The 18,019-nt window shown below is 66.5% G+C and carries 21 protein-coding genes and 4 tRNA genes; 11 read left to right on the forward strand and 14 right to left on the reverse strand.

The window, feature by feature from the left end; translation table 11 throughout:
* Positions 1–23 precede the first annotated feature (23 nt).
* Positions 24–1,217, reverse strand: coding sequence for an HRDC domain-containing protein (locus RQG82_RS00250; protein WP_311257148.1), 1,194 nt, complete (start codon positions 1,215–1,217; stop codon positions 24–26).
* Positions 1,210–1,791, reverse strand: a complete 582-nt coding sequence (locus RQG82_RS00255) for a DUF3000 domain-containing protein (RefSeq protein ID WP_311257149.1) — start codon at positions 1,789–1,791, stop codon at positions 1,210–1,212. The genes RQG82_RS00250 and RQG82_RS00255 overlap by 8 nt, the downstream gene beginning before the upstream one ends.
* A 25-nt stretch (positions 1,792–1,816) precedes the next feature.
* On the opposite strand from RQG82_RS00255, the gene RQG82_RS00260 reads away from it, so the two are divergent.
* A complete protein-coding gene (locus RQG82_RS00260) occupies positions 1,817–2,971 on the forward strand; it encodes an alpha/beta fold hydrolase (protein WP_311257150.1) in 1,155 nt (384 codons plus the stop codon).
* On the opposite strand, the gene RQG82_RS00265 is transcribed toward RQG82_RS00260, so the two are convergent.
* Positions 2,955–3,386 carry a SufE family protein gene (locus tag RQG82_RS00265; protein ID WP_311257151.1) on the reverse strand — a complete coding sequence of 144 codons (432 nt, stop codon included), beginning with the start codon at positions 3,384–3,386 and terminating at the stop codon, positions 2,955–2,957. The two genes, RQG82_RS00260 and RQG82_RS00265, sit on opposite strands and share 17 nt — an antisense overlap.
* Positions 3,387–3,405: 19 nt before the next feature.
* On the reverse strand, positions 3,406–4,299 hold the full coding sequence (locus RQG82_RS00270) for a sulfurtransferase (protein ID WP_311257152.1): 894 nt from the start codon (positions 4,297–4,299) through the stop codon (positions 3,406–3,408).
* Positions 4,300–4,445: 146 nt separating this feature from the next.
* Between RQG82_RS00270 and zapE the strand changes: the two genes are divergently transcribed.
* From zapE to RQG82_RS00285, 3 genes are all read left to right on the forward strand, one after another.
* Positions 4,446–5,498, forward strand: coding sequence for a cell division protein ZapE (gene zapE / locus RQG82_RS00275; RefSeq protein WP_311257153.1), 1,053 nt, complete (start codon positions 4,446–4,448; stop codon positions 5,496–5,498).
* Positions 5,499–5,613: 115 nt separating this feature from the next.
* Complete coding sequence (locus tag RQG82_RS00280; protein WP_290160611.1) at positions 5,614–6,852, forward strand: ammonium transporter; 1,239 nt, start codon at positions 5,614–5,616, stop codon at positions 6,850–6,852.
* A gap of 20 nt (positions 6,853–6,872) precedes the next feature.
* Positions 6,873–7,451: a type II toxin-antitoxin system PemK/MazF family toxin gene (locus RQG82_RS00285; protein ID WP_311257154.1), complete on the forward strand. Its 579-nt coding sequence runs from the start codon at positions 6,873–6,875 to the stop codon at positions 7,449–7,451.
* Here the strand turns inward: RQG82_RS00285 and RQG82_RS00290 are convergent.
* On the reverse strand, positions 7,397–8,095 hold the full coding sequence (locus tag RQG82_RS00290) for a Pr6Pr family membrane protein (protein WP_311257155.1): 699 nt from the start codon (positions 8,093–8,095) through the stop codon (positions 7,397–7,399). The genes RQG82_RS00285 and RQG82_RS00290 overlap by 55 nt on opposite strands.
* A gap of 96 nt (positions 8,096–8,191) precedes the next feature.
* On the opposite strand from RQG82_RS00290, the gene RQG82_RS00295 reads away from it, so the two are divergent.
* A complete protein-coding gene (locus RQG82_RS00295) occupies positions 8,192–8,575 on the forward strand; it encodes an SPW repeat protein (RefSeq protein ID WP_311257156.1) in 384 nt (127 codons plus the stop codon).
* 49 nt (positions 8,576–8,624) lie between these two features.
* Here RQG82_RS00295 and RQG82_RS00300 read toward each other — a convergent pair whose 3' ends face one another.
* Positions 8,625–9,047, reverse strand: coding sequence for a GIY-YIG nuclease family protein (locus RQG82_RS00300; RefSeq protein ID WP_311257157.1), 423 nt, complete (start codon positions 9,045–9,047; stop codon positions 8,625–8,627).
* Between the two features lie 29 nt (positions 9,048–9,076).
* Positions 9,077–9,529: a hypothetical protein gene (locus tag RQG82_RS00305; protein ID WP_311257158.1), complete on the reverse strand. Its 453-nt coding sequence runs from the start codon at positions 9,527–9,529 to the stop codon at positions 9,077–9,079.
* Positions 9,530–9,661: 132 nt separating this feature from the next.
* Here RQG82_RS00305 and RQG82_RS00310 point away from each other — a divergent pair, with 132 nt between their 5' ends.
* Together RQG82_RS00310 and RQG82_RS00315 are read left to right on the forward strand one after the other, a co-directional pair.
* Positions 9,662–10,117 (forward strand): sigma-70 family RNA polymerase sigma factor, encoded by a 456-nt coding sequence (locus RQG82_RS00310; RefSeq protein ID WP_311257159.1) that lies wholly within the window; start codon positions 9,662–9,664, stop codon positions 10,115–10,117.
* 86 nt (positions 10,118–10,203) lie between these two features.
* Positions 10,204–10,587 (forward strand): nuclear transport factor 2 family protein, encoded by a 384-nt coding sequence (locus RQG82_RS00315; protein WP_311257160.1) that lies wholly within the window; start codon positions 10,204–10,206, stop codon positions 10,585–10,587.
* Between the two features lie 49 nt (positions 10,588–10,636).
* Here RQG82_RS00315 and RQG82_RS00320 read toward each other — a convergent pair whose 3' ends face one another.
* From RQG82_RS00320 to RQG82_RS00350, 7 genes are all read right to left on the reverse strand, one after another.
* Positions 10,637–11,440 (reverse strand): ABC transporter ATP-binding protein, encoded by an 804-nt coding sequence (locus RQG82_RS00320; protein ID WP_311257161.1) that lies wholly within the window; start codon positions 11,438–11,440, stop codon positions 10,637–10,639.
* Entirely contained in the window at positions 11,437–12,504 is a 1,068-nt protein-coding gene (locus RQG82_RS00325) for an iron chelate uptake ABC transporter family permease subunit (RefSeq protein WP_311257162.1), read from the reverse strand. The genes RQG82_RS00320 and RQG82_RS00325 overlap by 4 nt, the downstream gene beginning before the upstream one ends.
* Positions 12,501–13,529 (reverse strand): iron chelate uptake ABC transporter family permease subunit, encoded by a 1,029-nt coding sequence (locus tag RQG82_RS00330; RefSeq protein WP_311257163.1) that lies wholly within the window; start codon positions 13,527–13,529, stop codon positions 12,501–12,503. Before RQG82_RS00330 ends, RQG82_RS00325 begins: the two co-directional genes overlap by 4 nt.
* 10 nt (positions 13,530–13,539) lie before the next feature.
* On the reverse strand, positions 13,540–14,430 hold the full coding sequence (locus tag RQG82_RS00335) for a siderophore-interacting protein (RefSeq protein WP_311257164.1): 891 nt from the start codon (positions 14,428–14,430) through the stop codon (positions 13,540–13,542).
* Positions 14,427–15,392 (reverse strand): ABC transporter substrate-binding protein, encoded by a 966-nt coding sequence (locus RQG82_RS00340; RefSeq protein WP_311257165.1) that lies wholly within the window; start codon positions 15,390–15,392, stop codon positions 14,427–14,429. The genes RQG82_RS00335 and RQG82_RS00340 overlap by 4 nt, the downstream gene beginning before the upstream one ends.
* A 110-nt stretch (positions 15,393–15,502) precedes the next feature.
* Positions 15,503–16,291 (reverse strand): AraC family transcriptional regulator, encoded by a 789-nt coding sequence (locus RQG82_RS00345; RefSeq protein WP_311257166.1) that lies wholly within the window; start codon positions 16,289–16,291, stop codon positions 15,503–15,505.
* Positions 16,292–16,424: 133 nt separating this feature from the next.
* Positions 16,425–16,500: transfer RNA gene (locus RQG82_RS00350), tRNA-Val, on the reverse strand.
* A 152-nt stretch (positions 16,501–16,652) separates the two neighbouring features.
* Here RQG82_RS00350 and RQG82_RS00355 point away from each other — a divergent pair.
* From RQG82_RS00355 to RQG82_RS00370, 4 genes are all read left to right on the forward strand, one after another.
* A tRNA-Gly gene (locus RQG82_RS00355) sits at positions 16,653–16,725 on the forward strand.
* A gap of 53 nt (positions 16,726–16,778) precedes the next feature.
* A tRNA-Cys gene (locus RQG82_RS00360) sits at positions 16,779–16,849 on the forward strand.
* Positions 16,850–16,872: 23 nt separating this feature from the next.
* Positions 16,873–16,944: transfer RNA gene (locus tag RQG82_RS00365), tRNA-Val, on the forward strand.
* Positions 16,945–17,105: 161 nt separating this feature from the next.
* Positions 17,106–17,978 (forward strand): hypothetical protein, encoded by an 873-nt coding sequence (locus tag RQG82_RS00370; RefSeq protein ID WP_311257167.1) that lies wholly within the window; start codon positions 17,106–17,108, stop codon positions 17,976–17,978.
* Positions 17,979–18,019 lie beyond the last annotated feature (41 nt).

Raw genomic sequence — 18,019 nt, forward strand, 5'->3', positions numbered from 1 at the left:
GGGAGGAATCGGTTGGATCGAACCTACGAAGCGTCCGACGGGGGCTCGTCGGGGGTTTGCGCGGCTTCTACAAAGGCGTCGGCGATCTTCTGTGCAGTCTGTGCAATCTGCCAGGGACGGGCACCGAGCTCCGCGAGTGCTTCGCCTATGGCTTCAGGCGTCGTTCCCGGTACATCCCAGGCCACCCGGCGAAGGTGATCGGGGGTCAACAGGTTCTCTGTGGGCATTCCGAGCTCTTCAGCCGTGGCCTCGACGACGGGCCGAGCGGCCTTGAGGCGCGCATCCGCCTCAGGGTTGCGGTCGGACCACGCCCGCGGCGGCGGCAGCGTTTCGCTCGGAACCCGTTCGCGCGGCAGCTCCTCGGTCGCGCGGCCGTCGACCATCGCCTGCCACCAGCGGTCGAGCTGCGTGCGGCTCGCTCGACCCTGGAAGTCCTTGATGCCCGCGAGCGCCTGCTTGCTCTGCGGGTTGGCGAGCACCGCAGCGATCAGTGAGCGATCCGGCACCAGACGCCCCGGAGAGACATCCTGATCCTGTGCGAAGGCTTCGCGAGCCTGCCACAGCGAGCGCGCGACTGCCAGGTTTCGTGAACCTCGCACCTGGTGGAGCCCGCTCAGGCGACGCCAGGGGTCTTCGCGCGGAGGCTTGGGAAGCCGCGTGAGCGTGGCGGCGAACTCCTCTGCGGCATACGCGGTCTTGCCCTGCTCCTCGAGCTCAGCCTCCAGCGCCTCGTAGACGTCGATGAGATGCAGCACATCGAGCGCCGCGTACTCGAGCCAGGCCGCGGGGAGCGGTCTGGTCGACCAGTCAGCGGCGGAGTGTTCCTTCTTGAGGGTGATGCCGAGCGTGTTCTCCACGACGGCGGCGAGACCGACACGGTCATGACCCAGTAGACGCGATGCGAGCTCGGTGTCGAAGATCTCTCGAGGCAGCAGATCGAGTTCGCGGAGTGAAGGGAGGTCCTGGCTGGCAGCATGGAAGACCCAGAGCACATCGCCGATCGCCTCTTGCAGCGGGCTGAAGTCGCCGAGCGCCGGCGGATCGAAGAGGAAGACGCCCGCGTCGCGGCGGAACACCTGCACGAGATACGCCCGCTGCGAATAGCGGAATCCGGATGCCCTCTCGACGTCGACGGCGACAGGACCTGTGCCTGCGGCCAAAGCGGCGCATGCCGCATGGAACTCCGAGACGTCGGAGATCACGGAGTATTCAGTCACGTGCTGCCTTTCGCGCGCCGATAACGGCGATGCCCTCGGAACCCGGCGGAAGACCCGCCAGCATCCCGACCAGTTCGACCCAGGCCTCGACATGGGGTGTGAAGGGGCCCTCGGGTGTCCAGGACGCCCTCAACTCTATCTGTGCGCCGTCTCCTTCGACCGCGAGGCCGCCGAAGCCCTTCGACAGGGTCTTGGTCGATGTGCCGGATGCGGAGTGATAGCCGGCGCCCCGGGAGTCGAGCGCGTCGACGAGCCACGACCACGTGACGTCAGCGAGCAGGGGATCGGTGCCGATCTCCGTCTCCAGCGGCGCCTGGGCGAAGATCACGATCCGCCAGTCCCCATCCCACGCTGCCGGGTTGTCGGGATCATGTAGAAGAACGAAGCGCCCGGTGCCGTATGCGGACTCTCCGCCGTCGTCCGGGCGGACGTCGGCGGCAAGCGCGAGGGCGTGCGGAGCGAGGCCCTGCGGTGTGGGTATCTCGCGGATGGTGATGTCTGCGCGGAAGGCGATATCGCGCAGTTCGGCCACGGCGGCGTCGAAGATCGTCCCGGCATCGGGGTGTGCGGTCACGGCAACAGGCTAGAGTCAGGAAGCGATGAAGAGTCTCAGGCACGCCGTTGCGCTCCTTGTCCCTGCACTGTTCGCTCTCGGGACGGCGCTGGCCCTGCTCGTCTTCAGCGTGGCCCGCCGGGTCGTGATTCCGAAGAAACGGCCGGCCGACGCCGAGATCCTCGCTGTCGACACCGGCGCGCAGACGATCGAGCTCTCCCGAACACGAGACACCGAGCTGCCGGGGCGATACGGTCTCTTCACCTCGGGCACCTACGGGTACGTCAAGCTCGGTGCGGTGCTCAGCGCCGACGCGACGACTGTGCGGCGCAAGCTGCTCACGCAGATCGAGCCCGGCGCCCGCGTCGACAGGAGCGCGGCGTTCAGCGGCTGGTACTACTCCACACCCAGCGAGCTCCACCTGCCGTGGCAGAACGTGCTCATCGGGTCGCCTGCGGGGCCGTGCCCGGCCTGGCTCTTCCCCGCCGATTCGTCGACATGGGTGATCCAGGTGCACGGCCGCGGGGTCACCCGTGCCGAGTGCCTTCGCGCAGTTCCGGTGCTGCATGCGGCGGGCTTCCCGAATCTCGTCGTGTCGTATCGGAACGACGGCGAGGCTCCGCGCAGCAGAAGCGGTGCCTACGCGCTGGGGGCCGCCGAGTGGCGCGACGTCGACGCCGCGGTGTCTTTCGCCCTGCGCCATGGCGCTGAGCGGGTGATCCTGATGGGCTGGTCGATGGGGGGTGCCGTCGCGATGCAGACCGCCCTGAACTCGGGTAACCGCGACCGCATCGTCGGACTGATTCTCGAGTCACCCGTGATCGACTGGCGCAGCGTGCTGCGCTTCCAGGCGAGGGAGGCGGGAATGCGCGCGCCGCTGCCTGACCTGGCGATGACGGCGCTGTCCGTTCCGTTCACCGCGCGGCTCAGCGGGGCGGAGAACGCGATCCCGTTCGACAGCCTCGACATGGTGGCGCGAGCCGACGAACTGACGCTGCCCATTCTCATCCTGCACAGCGATGACGACGGATTCGTACCCGCCGACGCGTCGCACGCGCTCCAACATGCCCGCCCGGATCTCGTGACGATGCCGGCGTTCTCCGGCGCGCGGCACACCAAGATCTGGAACTACGACCAGATCGGGTGGAGCGACGCCATCACCGGATGGCTCGCCGCCCAGGGCTTCAGCGCTTCTGCCTGACCTGCTTCTTGGCGCGCATGAGCATTCCCGTCATGCCGCCGATGCGCAGGGGCGACACGGCTCTGGTGAGCCCGATCGACTGCGGGTAGTCGTCGGGGATCGCCAGGACCTCGTCGGCGGTGAGGCCGGTGATGCCCTGCACGAGGATGCTCGCGAATCCACGCGTGGTCGGAGCCTCGGGCGGAGCCGTCGCGTGCATCGTGACCACGTCGTCGTTCACCTCGACGTAGATGTAGACGGGGGACTGGCACTCCGCGACGCGCTCGCACATCTCCGGGTGGTCTGCGACCTCCTCGGAGACCTCGGGCAGCTCGTCCGAATACTCCAGCAGGAGCAGCAGGCGATCCGCCTCGGGGGTCTCGAGGAATCCGTCGCGGATCTCGGCGAGGGTGTCAGGAACTTCGCTCATGCTCATCCCTGCCATCTTTCCACGATCAGAGGGATCCGGGCTCCGATCCGGTGACGATCGGGACGCGTACCGCGCTGCCCCACTCGGTCCACGAGCCGTCGTAATTGCGGACGTTCTCGAACCCGAGCAGGTGCTTGAGGACGAACCAGGTGTGGCTGGATCGCTCACCGATGCGGCAGTAGGCGACGACCTCGTCGCCGTCTGCGAGACCGGCGCCGTCGCGATAGATCGCATCGAGCTCGGTGCGTGATTTGAAGCCGCCGTCCTCTGCGACCGCCTTCGCCCACGGCACGCTCTGAGCCGTCGGGATGTGACCTGCGCGCAGAGCGCCCTCGTCGGGGTATGCCGGCGCGGTGGTGCGCTCACCGCTGTACTCCTCGGGGGAGCGCACGTCGATCAGGGGGCTGCCGATGTGGGCGAGAACATCTTCTTTGTATGCGCGGATCACGGAATCATCGCGCTCGACGACGGGGTACTCCGTCGGCGTGATCTGCGGGGCGTCGCGGGTGATCTCACGGCCCTCAGCGATCCAGCGGTCGCGACCGCCGTCGAGCAGCCGCACGTCCTCGTGGCCGAACAGCGAGAAGACCCAGAGCGCATAGGCGGCCCACCAGTTGTTCTTGTCGCCGTAGATCACGACCGTGTCGTCGCGGGAGATCCCCTTGCTGCTGAGCAGCTTCGCGAACCCCTCGCCGTCGACGTAGTCGCGAACGACCGGGTCGTTGAGCTCGGTGTGCCAGTCGACCTTCACGGCGCCCGGGATGTGACCGGTCTCGTAGAGCAGCACGTCTTCGTCGGATTCGACGACGACCAGTCCGGGTGTGCCGAGGCGCTCGGCCAGCCACTCGGTGGTCACGAGCCGGCCGGGCTCGGCATACTCGGCGAACTTTGACGAAGTGGTGTCGAACTCGATGGCCACAGGGATCTCCTCAGACGGTGAGCGGCGATGATGCAGGGGGTGACGGCGTAATGTGGAGCCGATACTTCGACGATAGATCCACGCCGAGCGCCCTGCACCCGATTCGTAAGACTTCGACACAGGTGCGCCCCCGATACAGGACAGTGATGACCGACACGCCCACCCGCACGGGCATCGTGCACCTGACAGATCGACAGCCGACCGTCACCGGTCCCGAGATGCTGGCCAGCCTCGTGCCGCCGCCGCAGTTCGACGGCGCCACGTTCGAGAGCTATCGCGCTGATGAGGCGTACCCGTCTCAGGAGGAGGCGAAGGAGACGCTGATGCGCTTCGCCGGGCGCGGAGGGGCGCCGGCCAAACGCGGTGGCTTCTTCAGCCGCGCGAAGAAGGAGCCCCAGGTCAAGCCCGGCGTGTACCTCGACGGCGGGTTCGGCGTCGGAAAGACGCATCTCCTTGCATCGATCTATCACGCGATGCCGGCACGCAGGAAGTACTTCGGCTCTTTCATCGAGTACACGGCCCTGGTCGGCGCACTGGGATACAAGAACACCGTCGACCTGCTCAAGGGCGCCGATCTGCTGTGCATCGACGAGTTCGAGCTCGACGATCCGGGCGACACCATGGTGATGACGCGCCTCATCGGCGAACTCGTGCCGACCGGAACCAAGCTCGCTGCGACCTCGAACACTCCGCCCAACGCACTGGGCGAAGGGCGCTTCGCCGCACAGGACTTCCTCCGTGAGATCCATGCGATGTCAGACAGCTTCCAGACGATCCGCATCGATGGCGTCGACTTCCGTCAGCGCGCGCTCGACGGGCACGCCGTGGTCAGCGATGACGATGCGTACGGCCGGGCGATCGAGGAAGGTGCCGGTCGGGGCACCGCATCCGACGACTCGTTCGCGGATGTGATCCGCCACCTGGCCCGAGTGCACCCCTCGCGCTACCTCCGGATCATCACCGGACTCGATCTCGTGGGCCTCCGAGACGTGCGGGTGCTGACGGACCAGTCAGAGGCTCTGCGCTTCGTCGCGTTCGTCGACCGTGTGTACGACGCGCAGATCCCGATCGTCGCCACCGGTGTGAGCCTCGATCAGGTGTTCGCAGAAGAGATGCTGAGCGGCGGATACCGCAAGAAGTACCTGCGTGCTGTCTCCAGACTCAATGCACTTACACACGCGGATCGCAGTGTCGTGTAACGCGATGTTCACACACGCGGCGTCTCTGTAACGCCGCCGCAACAAACCTCACGCATTCCGGAAATCGGGCGGCCTCACACTGAAGCTCTCAGTTTCCCGAATGTGAGGTTTGACTATGGATGCTCCAGGCAACATCTCCTGGGCGATCACCGCGACCGCCCTCGTACTGCTCATGACGCCCGGCGTCGCCTTCTTCTACGGCGGTCTCGTCAAGGCCAAGAGCGTCGTCAGCATGATGATGATGAGCTTCGGCTCGATCGGCCTCGTCGCCGTTCTGTGGATCCTCTTCGGATTCTCGATGAGCGCCGTCGACAGCCCCACCGCCTTCGCCGGCAACCCGTTCGCAGACATCGGCCTCTCGAGCCTCGCGGCCGGCGAAGGATCGAACGTCGCACTTCTCGGAGTCGCCTACGGTGCGACCTTCGCGATCATCACCGTCGCGCTCATCTCGGGCGCCATCGCCGACCGCGCGAAGTTCGGCAGCTGGCTGATCTTCGCCGGCGTCTTCGCCACGGTCGGCTACTTCCCGGTCGCGGCATGGGTCTGGGGCGGCGGTTGGATCATGAACCTCGGCACCACGCTCTTCGGTGAAGACAGCGGCATCGGTGTGATCGACTACGCCGGTGGTACCGCTGTGCACATCAACGCGGGTGCTGCTGCACTCGCCCTCGCGATCGTCCTCGGCAAGCGCATCGGCTTCCAGAAGGGCATCCTCAAGCCGCACAACGTTCCGCTGACCCTCCTGGGTGCCGCGCTGCTGTGGTTCGGCTGGTTCGGCTTCAACGCCGGTGCCGAGTGGCTCGCAGAGGACATGGGCGGCGTCGGACTCATCGGTCTGAACACCCTCGGCGCCACCGCAGCCGCGATCCTCGGCTGGATCCTCATCGAGAAGATCAAGGACGGAAAGCCCACCTCGGTGGGTGCAGCGTCCGGTGCCGTCGCCGGTCTCGTCGCCATCACCCCCGCCTGCGCGAACCTCACTCCCGGTTGGTCGCTGCTGCTCGGTGCCGTCGCCGGTATCGTCTGCGCACTCGCGGTGGAGATGAAGTTCCGTCTCGGCTTCGATGACTCGCTCGACGTCGTCGGCATCCACCTCGTCGGTGGCCTGATCGGAACGCTCTACCTCGGTTTCTTCGCGACCGGAACCGGTCTCTTCGTCGGTGGCGACGCACGTCAGCTCGCCGTCCAGGCGATCGCAGCCCTCGGTGTGCTGATCTACTCCTTCGTCGTCGCCTTCATCATCGGCTTCGCGATCGAGAAGACGATCGGATTCCGCGTCACCAGCGAAGACGAGATCGCCGGTGTCGACCAGGTCGTGCACGGCGAAGAAGGATACGCGCTGGCCGACGCCTGAACTGCCGTTAGGGTGACCGTGTGAGCAACTCGAACGGCATCCTGGCAAGACTCGCGGAGATCCTCTTCACAGCACTGGGATCTGACCGGGCGTCTCGGACGAACAATCGTCCGAGACGCCCGGTCTCGCGTGTGCGCACCTCCGACGAGGTGCGCTCCGCTGCATCCGGAACAGGAAGTTCGCCGAGGGCAACCGAGACGGTGCGCATCGACCCCGACCGGATCGAGCAGCTCCGCATCAGCTACGCGCCTGATCGGGACGGTGCGCCGGACGCGGGCGAGATCATCTGGACCTGGGTGCCGTACGAGGAGAACGACGGCAGGGGCAAAGACCGACCGGTGCTCGTGATCGGTCGCGAATCCGCGGATCGCGTCTATGCGGTGCGGATGACGAGCAAAGCGCACGACGGCGAGCGCGACTACCTGTCGATCGGTTCCGGAGAGTGGGACTCGCAAGGACGCGAGTCGTGGGTCGACATCGAGCTGCTGTACAGCGTTCACGAGAGCGGTCTGCGGCGCGAGGCGGCTGTGCTCGACCGTTCTCGCTACGGTCGCGTCGCGTCCGCGCTGGCGCGACGATACGGCTGGGCGAGCGCCTGAGAACCTGATTCCTCCGAGCGTCCGGGTGTCCCGAGGCCGCGCACCCTGCTCAGTGCCCACACCAGCGAGCCGGATGCGAGCATAGCCGCGAAGAGTCCTGCGACGTGCAGCGTCAGAGACAAGACGCCCCGCTCCGGCAGCAGGAATCCGTACGGCACCCAGCCGTCCGTGATGCCCCTGACCAAGACGACGCCCAGCCATATGGCCGGGTACGGGAGCACGAGCCAGAGGCGCCGCCACGGCATCGGAGCGCGATCGCCGATGAGCACCCAGTCCAGCACCAGCAGCACGGGGAACAGGGTGTGGAGCGCGACACTCACCCAGGCCGGTGCGCTACCGGTTCCCGGGACCAGCACGTTGTATACGACGCCCACGATGATCATGCATGCGACGGCCACCGCGCGGGCGCTGGCGAGCGGCGCAGTCACCGAGCGACGGCGAAGCGACAGCAGCCCCGTCGCGATCAGGACACCGGAGGTCAGCAGACTCGTCAGATTCGTGAAGTAGCCGAAGTAGTCGATCAGGCTCGCTCCATGACGAGGAATTCCGATCACATACGTGAACACCAGGATCCCGATCACGCCTCCGCCCGTGAGCACACGGAGCATTCCTATCACGGGGGAGGCAGGCGGCGATGATGTCATCCGTTCAGGGTACGAGGGGGACTCCTGCAATCCGTTCGGCGCACCGCTGCGAACCATCTGTGAGTCGCAGCACGCGACGACATCACAGGAGGAATCATGCGTTTCATCCCCACCAAGGTCCACGGAATTCTCGACTACGTCGTCGGCGTGGTACTGATCGCTTCTCCGTGGCTGTTCGGTTTCGCGAGCGTCGGCGGCCCCGCCGTCATCATCCCGATCGTGCTCGGCATCGGGCTCATCGTCTACAGCCTGTTCACGAAATACGAATGGGGCCCCTTCGGCGTCATTCCGATGCCCGTGCACCTCGTCTTCGACATCGTCGCGAGCCTGTTCCTTGCGCTGTCGCCCTGGATCTTCGGCTTCTCGACCGAGGCGCCCAACGTGTGGGTCCCGCACGTGGTCGTGGGTGTCGCCGTGATTCTCGTCGTGCTGTTCTCGCAGCCCCAGCCCGCGAGCGTCAAGGCCACCGCGCGAGCCTGATCATCTGAACTCTGAAGCCCCGCACGGAACGTCGGCCCCGTGCGGGGCTTCAGTTCTGCAGCGCCGAGCTCATCCATCGCGCGTACAGCTGCCATGGCTCGCCCGCAGAGCGCAGCCCCGCGATGTGCGAGGACAGAGTCGGGGTGAGCGTGAACCACTCGCCTCCCTCGCGGGCTTCCGCGAACTCCCGATGCCTTTGCTGCTCGACATCCCGACCGCCACGCTCGAAGGCCAGAAGCTCTTCGTGACGGATGCTGGAGAGGCGCTGTCGAGGGCGACGACTGGTTCCGATCTTCACTCGGCGGTCGTAGCGGATGTAGTAGACGACCTCGATCACTGGTCGGGGCAGACCCGGATCCGGCGAGTCCCCGTATCGCCATCCGCACCACGCGCACATCAGAGCCGCGGCCACGCGCACGGCATCCGCGTGGCCGCACAGCGAGCAGGGGCTGGGAAGTCGGGTGGCCGGCACGGTCGGCACGTTACAGGCAGCCACCGACGTCAGCCCTCGCCACGACGCCGCTTGAGTCCGCGGGGCACCCAGTTCCACCAGGTGAAGTGGTGGTCGCCCTGCTCGATGTCGAACACCTGTCCGCACACGGTGCACTCGCCGACGTACGTCATCGACCACCCGGGCTCGCTCGTCGAGAGGATCCTGATGCGGCCGTGCGTCTCCTCCTTGCGCGGATCGTGCGTGAGCAGGCCGGGGTAGACAGCGCACCAGCACTTCCCGTCTCGATACTGTGCGAGTTTGACGAGCGCGTGTTCGAGGTTGGCATTGTTCGAATAGACCACCCCGCCCAGGTCGAGTCTCGTCGCCTCACGCGTGAGCTGAGGGAGCGCTGCGACCAGAGGGTCGAGGGTCTCGGGATCCCGAGAGTGGATCGTCTCCCACACCGCGTGCATCACGCGGCTGCGGTCGTGCGAGAGGAAGTCGTCCAGCAGGGTCGTCACCCCGTCAGGCTAACAACCGACGCCGCTGTCGATGTGGCGCACTCGGCTAGCATGAGGCCGACCGTCCGAGCTCGGGAAGGGACCTGACTGAACGCCGAAGCCATCGCAGTCGCCTCCGCACGGCTCGACAGCATGCTGCGCACCGAGCCCGATCGACTTCGCAGACGCAGCATCTCGCTCGGCGTGCCGCTCGCGGATGCCGACGATGCCGCCCAGAACGCGGCACTCCGCGCCTGGCGCTCGCTCTCGGCCCTCCGCTCTGCCGATGCAGGGCCGATGTGCGCCTGGCTCGACACGATCGTGAGAACCACGGCCATCGACATGAACCGTGCCCGCAAGGACGACCTCGGTGAGGTCATGTGCGAGCGGCTCGCATCTGCTCAGGACGTCGAGGCCGAGGCGGAGCTGCGTGACCGGCTAGAGGCCGCATTCCGAGCGATCGACAGGCTCCCGCAAGATCTCCGCCAGCCTCTCCTCCTGAGCGTCGTCGACGGCATGACGGCGCAGGAGATCGCGCAGAGACTCTCGATCACCCCAGCGGCGGCCCGCCAGCGGGTCTCCCGTGCGCGGCGGGCGCTACGCGCCTGATCCGCGTGTCTGTCACATCCGTCACTTCTGAACGTCCTTCTCGATGGGCCGTGATCTCGGTCCGCAAGACGACGAAGGAAGACACCATGTCCACGATCCCGGTCACCTCGCTCGACCAGCTCAACATCGCTTTCGCCGAGCGCTTCAACGCTCGCGACCTCGAGGGCCTGCTCGCCCTGAACCTGCCGAACGCCGTGTTCGCCCCGGCTCCCGGCCACCCCGTCGAAGGAGAGGCGTCGATCCGAGGTGCGCTCGAGCAGTTCCTCGCGCTCGGCCTGCCGATCACGATGAACGTCCGCCACGTCTTCCAGGCGGGCTCGGTCGGCCTGGCCATCGCCGACTGGACCCTCGAAGGCACCGGCCCCGACGGCTCGGAGGTGAAGCTCGGCGGCAGCACTGCCGATGTCGCCGTGCACGACGACGAGCACGGCTGGCGCTACGCGATCGACAACCCCTTCGGCACCGCCTGACCCCGTTCTCGGGCGACGGGTGCCTCGCGTGAGCCCCGTCGCCCACCCTTCAACGGGGAACGACGAGCGGAGTGCCCGTGTGCGGATCGGGGATGATGGTGCAGTCCAGACCGAACACCTCTCTGACACGGTCAGAGGTGACGATCGTCGCAGGGTCGCCGGATGCGACGACGCGGCCGTCGCGCATCATGATCATGTGGTCGGCGAATCGCGCCGCCTGGTTGAGATCGTGCAGCACGGCGACGATCGTGCGCCCCTCCGTGTGCAGCTCGTGGAACAGGCGCAGCAGGTCGTACTGGTGTGCGATGTCGAGAAAGGTCGTCGGCTCGTCGAGCAGCATGGTGGGCGCCTCCTGTGCGAGCAGCATCGCCACCCACACGCGTTGCCGCTGCCCACCGGAGAGCTCGTCGACAAGTCGTCCGGCGAGCTCTGTCGTGCCCGTGGCGGCGAGGGCCGCAGCCACGGCAGACTGGTCGCGGTGAGACCACTGGCGCAGGATTGTCTGGTGCGGGTGCCTGCCTCGTGCCACCAGGTCGGAGACTCGGATGCCGTCGGGAGCGATCGATGTCTGCGGCAGCAGACCGAGACGCCGGGCGATCTCTTTGGTGGGGAGCTCCATGATTGCGCGACCGTCGAGCAGCACCTGCCCCGTCCGGGGTTTCAGCAGGCGGGCGAAGGCGCGGAGCAATGTCGACTTGCCGCAGGCGTTAGGCCCCACGATGACCGTGAACGAGCCAGTGGGGATCTCGACTCCGAGGTGCTCTGAGACGATGCGGCCGTCGTAGCCGATCGTCAGGTCGTCGGCGCGCAGCCGCGCAGTGTCGGTGTCAGTGTCTATGTCGGTGATGGTCATCGTCGTCTCGCTTCCTGGATGAGCAGCCAGACCAGATACACACCGCCGAGGCACACCGTGACGATGCCGACGGGGATCTGGGTGGGCGCGAACAGGCGTTGCGCCAGGACATCGCTGGAGACCAGCAGAAGCGCTCCGACGGCTGCGGATGCCGTGAGGGTCACGCTCGCGGAGCCGGTCAGACGTCGCGCGACCTGCGGTGCGGCCAGCGAGATGAAGGCGATCGGACCCGCCATCGCCGTGACCGCGGCGGTGAGGCACACGCCCAGGATGATGAGCAGCAGACGGGTGCGGCCGGTGCGGACGCCGAGCGCGGACGCCGTGTCGTCGCCCAGTTCGAGCAGGTGCATCCGATCCGCGAGCATCGCCACGGCGACACCGATGGGAACGATCACGCACGCGGCGATCACGACCTGCTCGGCGGTGATGACGTTGAGGGATCCGGCGCCCCACGCGCTGGCCAGCATCGCGATCCGGAGATCCGCGTTGAGGATGATCCAGGTGTTGACGGATGCCAGCATCGAGGCGACTCCGATGCCGACGATGATGAGCCGGAAGCCCGTGAACCCTCGTCGGAACGCGAGGAGGTAGACCAGCAGAGCCGTCGTGGCGCCGCCGACGAGGGCTGCAGCGGCTGTCGAGGCGACGCTGATGCCCATCGTCGTGATCACGATCAGCGCGCCGGTGTAGGCGCCTGCGTCGAACCCGATGACATCGGGGCTGCCCAGCGGATTCCGGGTGAGCGACTGGAAGATCGCACCGCCGATGCCCAGGGCGACGCCGAACACCAGTGCTGCGACGACACGGGGCAGTCGCCATTCGATGATCACGAGTTCGGCGCGCGGCTCGCCGAAGCCGAGCAGCGTCAGCAGCACCTCGCCGGGGGAGAAGGCGACGTCGCCGAGAGTCAGGGCGAAGACGCCTACGGCAGCGGCGGCCAGGAGAGCGGAGACGGTGACGATCGTGGCGCGCACACCGATCCGTCGGGAGAACACGGGGGTGTGCGGTGTGAGGATACGTCGACCGGCGTCGACCGCGACGGGCGGGATCAGAAGACCGGTCACAGCCCGCTCACCTTCCGCCGGCGCACGAGCGCGATGAGGACAGGCGCACCGATCAGCGCCGTCATCACCGAGACCGGAAGCTCTCCGGTGCGGAGCACCGATCGCCCGACCACGTCAGCGGTGAGCAGCAGCAGCGGGGCGGCGAACAGGGTTCCGAGGAGTATCCACCCCTGATGCGGGCCGACGAACCAGCGCACGGCGTGCGGAACCATCAGACCGACGAAGGCGATCGGGCCGGCTGCGGCGGTGGCCGCACCGCACAGCAGGGTCACAGCGACGATCGAGAGCACCCGGGTGAGCACGATCCGCGAGCCGAGGGCGGCCGCCAGGTCGTCGCCGAGAGCGAGTGCGTTGAGCGAGGGCGCGAGGCAGAACGCGAGCGCGAGACCGACGAGCAGAAACGGGATCACGGTGTAGACGTCGGGAGTGAGAGCGGTCAGTGATCCGGCGTTCCAGGTGCGGATCGCATCGAAGGCCCGGGGGTTCAGCAGACCGATCGCCGCCACGAGACCGCCCATCACGGCGCCGAGGGCGACGCCTGCGAGGGTCATCCGCATCGGATCGGGTGCGGTGCGGCCCGCGGATCCGATCAGGTAGATGAGGACGGTCGCGACGATGGCTCCGGCGAACGAGAACCAGATGTATCCGCTGGCGGCACTGAGTCCGAAGAACGCGACCCCGATCGTGACGCCGAGGCTGGCGCCCGCGTTCACGCCGAGGATGCCGGGGTCGGCGAGCGGGTTACGCGTGAACCCCTGGATCAGTGCACCGGCGATGCCGAGCGCGGCGCCCACGGCGAGCCCGATGAGCGTGCGAGGGACGCGCATGCCCTGGACGATCGCGCCGGAGTCGCCCGCACCCGTGGTGAGCCCTCTCCAGACCTCGTCGACGCCGATGCGCTGCGAACCGAAGAAGATGCTGGCGATGCAGACGACCCCCAGTGCGATGGCGAGGAGGACGATCACCAGGCCCCGGCGGGTGGCCGAGACCTGGGTCGTCTGCTCCTCTGTGAGAACGTCGGTCATGAGTCGGTGGTCACAGACCCAGCTTCTCGAGCTCGGCCTCGTACGCTTCCTCGATGTCCTCCGCGGGGCGAGTGTCGTCGTCCCACATCGCCATCAGGCGCGCATGGGTGCCCTCGTCGAGCGAGTCGTAACGTTCGCGCCACGCCTCGGCGTTCTCCGTCCAGTACCCGATCACCTTGTAGGCAGACGCCGGCAGCTTGAGTTCGTGGCGCAGGTGCTTGCGGACTCCGCGGGTCGCCTTCGTCTCGCCGGCGACCCAGACATAGCCGGGGCCGCTCGGAAGCTCGGATGCCCGGAGGATCTCCTCGATGCGCGTGGGGGCGTGGCCGTTGCCGCCGTGCACCCAGTGCAGTTCGACGCCGTCGGCCGCGCTGATCTCGAGTTCGTCCTCGGGGGATGAGACCTCGAGGACGACTCGGGTGCGGATGCCGGCCGGAGCGTTCTCAGCGAGGCGTGCGGCCGCGGGAAGACCGGTCGCATCGGCGATCAACAGCTGCCACTCGATCTCGGCCGGCGGATCGTAGAGCCCCTTCGGGGTGTTCACCCCCACGACGTCACCCGGTCGGGCGTTCAGCGCCCAGGCGGCCGCGACACCGCCGTCGTGCACGACGAAGTCGATGGTCAGCTCGTCGGCCTCGGCATCCCACTTCCGCACCGTGTAGGTGCGCATCGGAGCGGGGTCGACGCCGTCGGCGAAGTCCCAGTAGCCGTCCTCCGTCGGGAAGGGGAGATTCGGCTCGCGCTGTCCTCCAGCGGGGAAGAAGACGCGGAAGTACTCGTCTCCGATCCCGGTCGAGACGAATCCGTCGAGCCCGTCGCCGCCGAACACGATGCGAACCATGCCGGGACTCAGACGCCGGACGCGCTCGACGACGATCCGGTGGATCAGATTGACGGTCATCCGAGAAGCGCCTTCTCGACCACGGTGAGGAACGCGTCCATGCCACTGGGGGAGCCGTAGATCATCTCGTAGTTGTACGGGTGATAGGCACCGCCCGCGACGAACGGCAGGTCCTGCCAGAGCTGATTCTGCTGCAGCGAGGCATCGTCCTCGATCCAGACGGTGCCGTCTTCGTTCGCCCCCGTGAAGACGACGTCCACGCCGTCGAGCTGACCGACCTGCTCTGGGCTGAGCTTCGCGACGTCGTCGCTCGCGGGGAGACCCTCTTCGGTGGCGTTCATGAGCTCGTGCATCTCGAGGCCGAGGTCGGCGAACACGAGGCAGGGCACGCCGTAGCAGGATGTCGTGACGTGGCCTTCGAAGTAGCCCACGTCGGCGACGACGGGGTGGATGTCCGCCGCATCGAGGCGTGCCCTGATGTCGGCGACGCGCTCTTCGTACTGGTCGACCCAGGCCTGCCACTGATCCTGTCGGTCGAGGTCCTCGGCAGCCTGAGCCACCACATCGCGCCAGTCACCGCCGTCGAACGCGTTGTACGTGTAGGTGGGCGCGATCTTCTGCAGCTTGCCGTCGAGGTCCTCCTCATAGCCGAGGCCGTTGAGGATGAAGTCCGGCTCCGCCTCGAGCACGGCCTCGAGGTTGAACTCGGGGTAGTTGCCGAAGGTCTCAAGCCCCTCGAGCTCCTCCTGGGGGAAGAAGTCGGGGAACGATGTGAAGTCGTCGCGGATCGGCTGCGTGTCGGCGAGCTCGAATCCGAGGGTGATGAGGATGTCGAGGTCGGTCGTGTAGAAGCCGAGCGCGGACTGCGGCTCGGCGGGGATCTCGATGTCGACGCCTGCGGGCGTGGTCAGCTCGACGGTCTCGCCGTCTGGGGAGGAGTCGGCCGCGGTCGCGCCGGCGCACGAGGTGAGCAGAAGGCCTGTCACGGCCAGCGCGACGAGAGAGAGGGGTGTGGAGCGCATGGATCGTCTTCCAGGTGTGGATTCGGGAGGGCGCCGAAGAAGTTAGCTAAGGCTTGGCTTACCTAGTATGAATCGACCCTGTGTCGCACAGGTGCCAGTCGGTGTCGCGCTCAGGCCGACTTCTTCACGGAATAGCTCCGCACCGACGCGAACTCGCCCGGCGTTCGTCCGAGTTCGCGTCGAAACGCCTGGACGAACGCGCTCGGTGTCGCATAGCCGGATCGTCGGCTGACGTAGGCGACAGTGTGGTCAGCGGCGAGCCATTCGATGGCGCGGCGCATGCGCGCGCGAGTGCGCCAGGTGGAGAAACTCATGCCGGTCTCGGCTGCGAACAGGCGCGACAGGTTGCGGGCGCTGGCGCCCACGTGGCGACCCCAGTCCTCGAGCGAACGATCGTCGGAGGGATCGGAGAGCAGCGCCTCGGCGACGAGTCGCGTCCTGGCGTCGCGGGGCAGGGGGAGGTCGACCGTCGACACCTCGACGGGCTCGAGGAGGCTCACGGCCAGCTCTTCAGCGTGCAGGCGCGGGGAAGCCGAAAGATATGGCGGGGCTTCGAGCCGATCGAGCACCGCACGCACCACTTCGGGCATCGCCACGGCGGTCGTCCTGGTCGCGATGGGAGGGACATCGGCGGTGATGAACGTGCACCGGAAGGCCGTTCCTGCGGCTGCGACCACGCGATGGGTCACACCGGCGGGGATCCAGAGGCCGAGCGATCCGGGGATCGCGAAGTAGCCGTCATCGGTCTCGGCGGTCAGGCCTCCGCGTGCTCCCCAGAGCAGCTCGTGCCGGTCTTCGTGAGAATGGGCGCCCCACTCGATGTGGTCCGACAGCGCGAAGGAGCTCGTGTCGATGCGCCAGGTGACGGACTCTTCAGGGGGCTGTGCGATCAGCGACATCGTCTCCCCGTCTGTCGTCCCGCGGCGTGGTTAGGAGACCCTAACCTACCATGTGGTCACGCTGTGCTTGCGTCGCGCGAGGGCGCGGCTGGGGGTACGGAAAAACCCCGCGACACCTGAGTGTGCAGGGTTGTGGTGGGCGATACCGGACTCGAACCGATGACCTCTTCCGTGTGAAGGAAGCGCGCTACCAACTGCGCCAATCGCCCATACCTATGGGGTACGTCAACCGATACTACCCGACGGTCGGAGGCGAAGTTGACCACCCTGGGAGACACGCGCGAGATTCGGTTTCGGTTTGGACAGTCGCCGATCATCGGCTAATGTTTCATAAGTGCCCGGGACAACAACCGGGAACAACGCGGATGTAGCGCAGTTGGTAGCGCACAACCTTGCCAAGGTTGGGGTCGCGAGTTCGAGTCTCGTCATCCGCTCAAGTGCAGGGGCCTTCTTCGGAAGGCCTTCCGCACGTGGGGTCAATCCACACGGTGGCGTGGCCGAGCGGCTAGGCACCGGCCTGCAAAGCCGTTTACACGGGTTCGAATCCCGTCGCCACCTCAGTAACTGAATAGCCCACATGGGCGCGATTGGCGCAGCGGTAGCGCGCTTCCCTGACACGGAAGAGGTCACTGGTTCGATCCCAGTATCGCGCACAGAGAAACCCCCGGTTTTCCGGGGGTTTTTTGTTGCGTGTGGGAGCTTGGGCAACACCTGGGCAATAGGTTCCGGCAATAGTGCGCCCCGAAAATATCTTGGTTACAACTTGATCTCAGCAGCGGGATCGTCGTGAAGCCCGCTCGGACAAGGGGTGACCATGAAAGCTCAGACAGCGACCGTTGCGCACGGTCCAGCGGGGGAGACCGCCGAGTATGTCTTTGTGACGCCAGAGCTGGCGATCGAATGGCTGGCGGTGAACATCGACCGCAACCGGAACATGCGTAAGAGCCGAATCAACGGGTACGTACGTGACATCCAGGGTGACCGCTGGGTGATCACCGGAGAGGCGATCAAGTTCGACACTGCGGGCCATCTGATCGATGGTCAGAACCGGTGTCAGGCGATCCTCGCCGCGGGTAAGGGAGCCTGGGTGCTCGTTGTCCGCGGGATCAGCGAGGACGCGCTAGTGGTCCTCGACTCGGGCTCGGCGCGCAACACGGGGGACATGCTCGTGATCACCGGTTTGGCAGACCGTGCGGATGCGAAGGATGTTGGTGCCATCGCGCGTCTATACTCTGCGTTCAAAGCCGGAGACGTCAAGCACGCAGCGTCTCATATCGGCGGGAGCTCGGGGCTGACGAAGTCGGAGATGGCAGACGCGGTTCTGGCGATCCCGAACATCGAGTTCGCAGCCCGTCACGCCCGTGGGATGTACCGCTACCTTCGATTGCCAGTGAGTGCGCTGGGGGTTGCCTACCTGGAGTTCTCTCACCTCGATGTCGACGACACGGCTGAGTTCTTCAATCGCATCCGGGATGGTATCCAGAACGGCCCCGGCGACCCTTTCCTGACGCTCACACGTCGGGTCTCAAACGACCTTCAGTCAGGCGCCTCGCGGCGCATCCTCCCGGGGCAGGCTCTCTTCTACCTGTTCCGCACGTGGAACGCCTTCCGTGATCGCGAATCTCTCGTGAAACTCCAGGTGGGCTCACCACAGGCTGGATTCACTCCGATCCCGGTGCTGAAATGACCTACTCATGGCTACGTGCAGTGTCGCTGAGCATAGATTTC

The organism is Microbacterium sp. WCS2018Hpa-9, assembly GCF_031843745.1.
Taxonomy (GTDB): domain Bacteria; phylum Actinomycetota; class Actinomycetes; order Actinomycetales; family Microbacteriaceae; genus Microbacterium.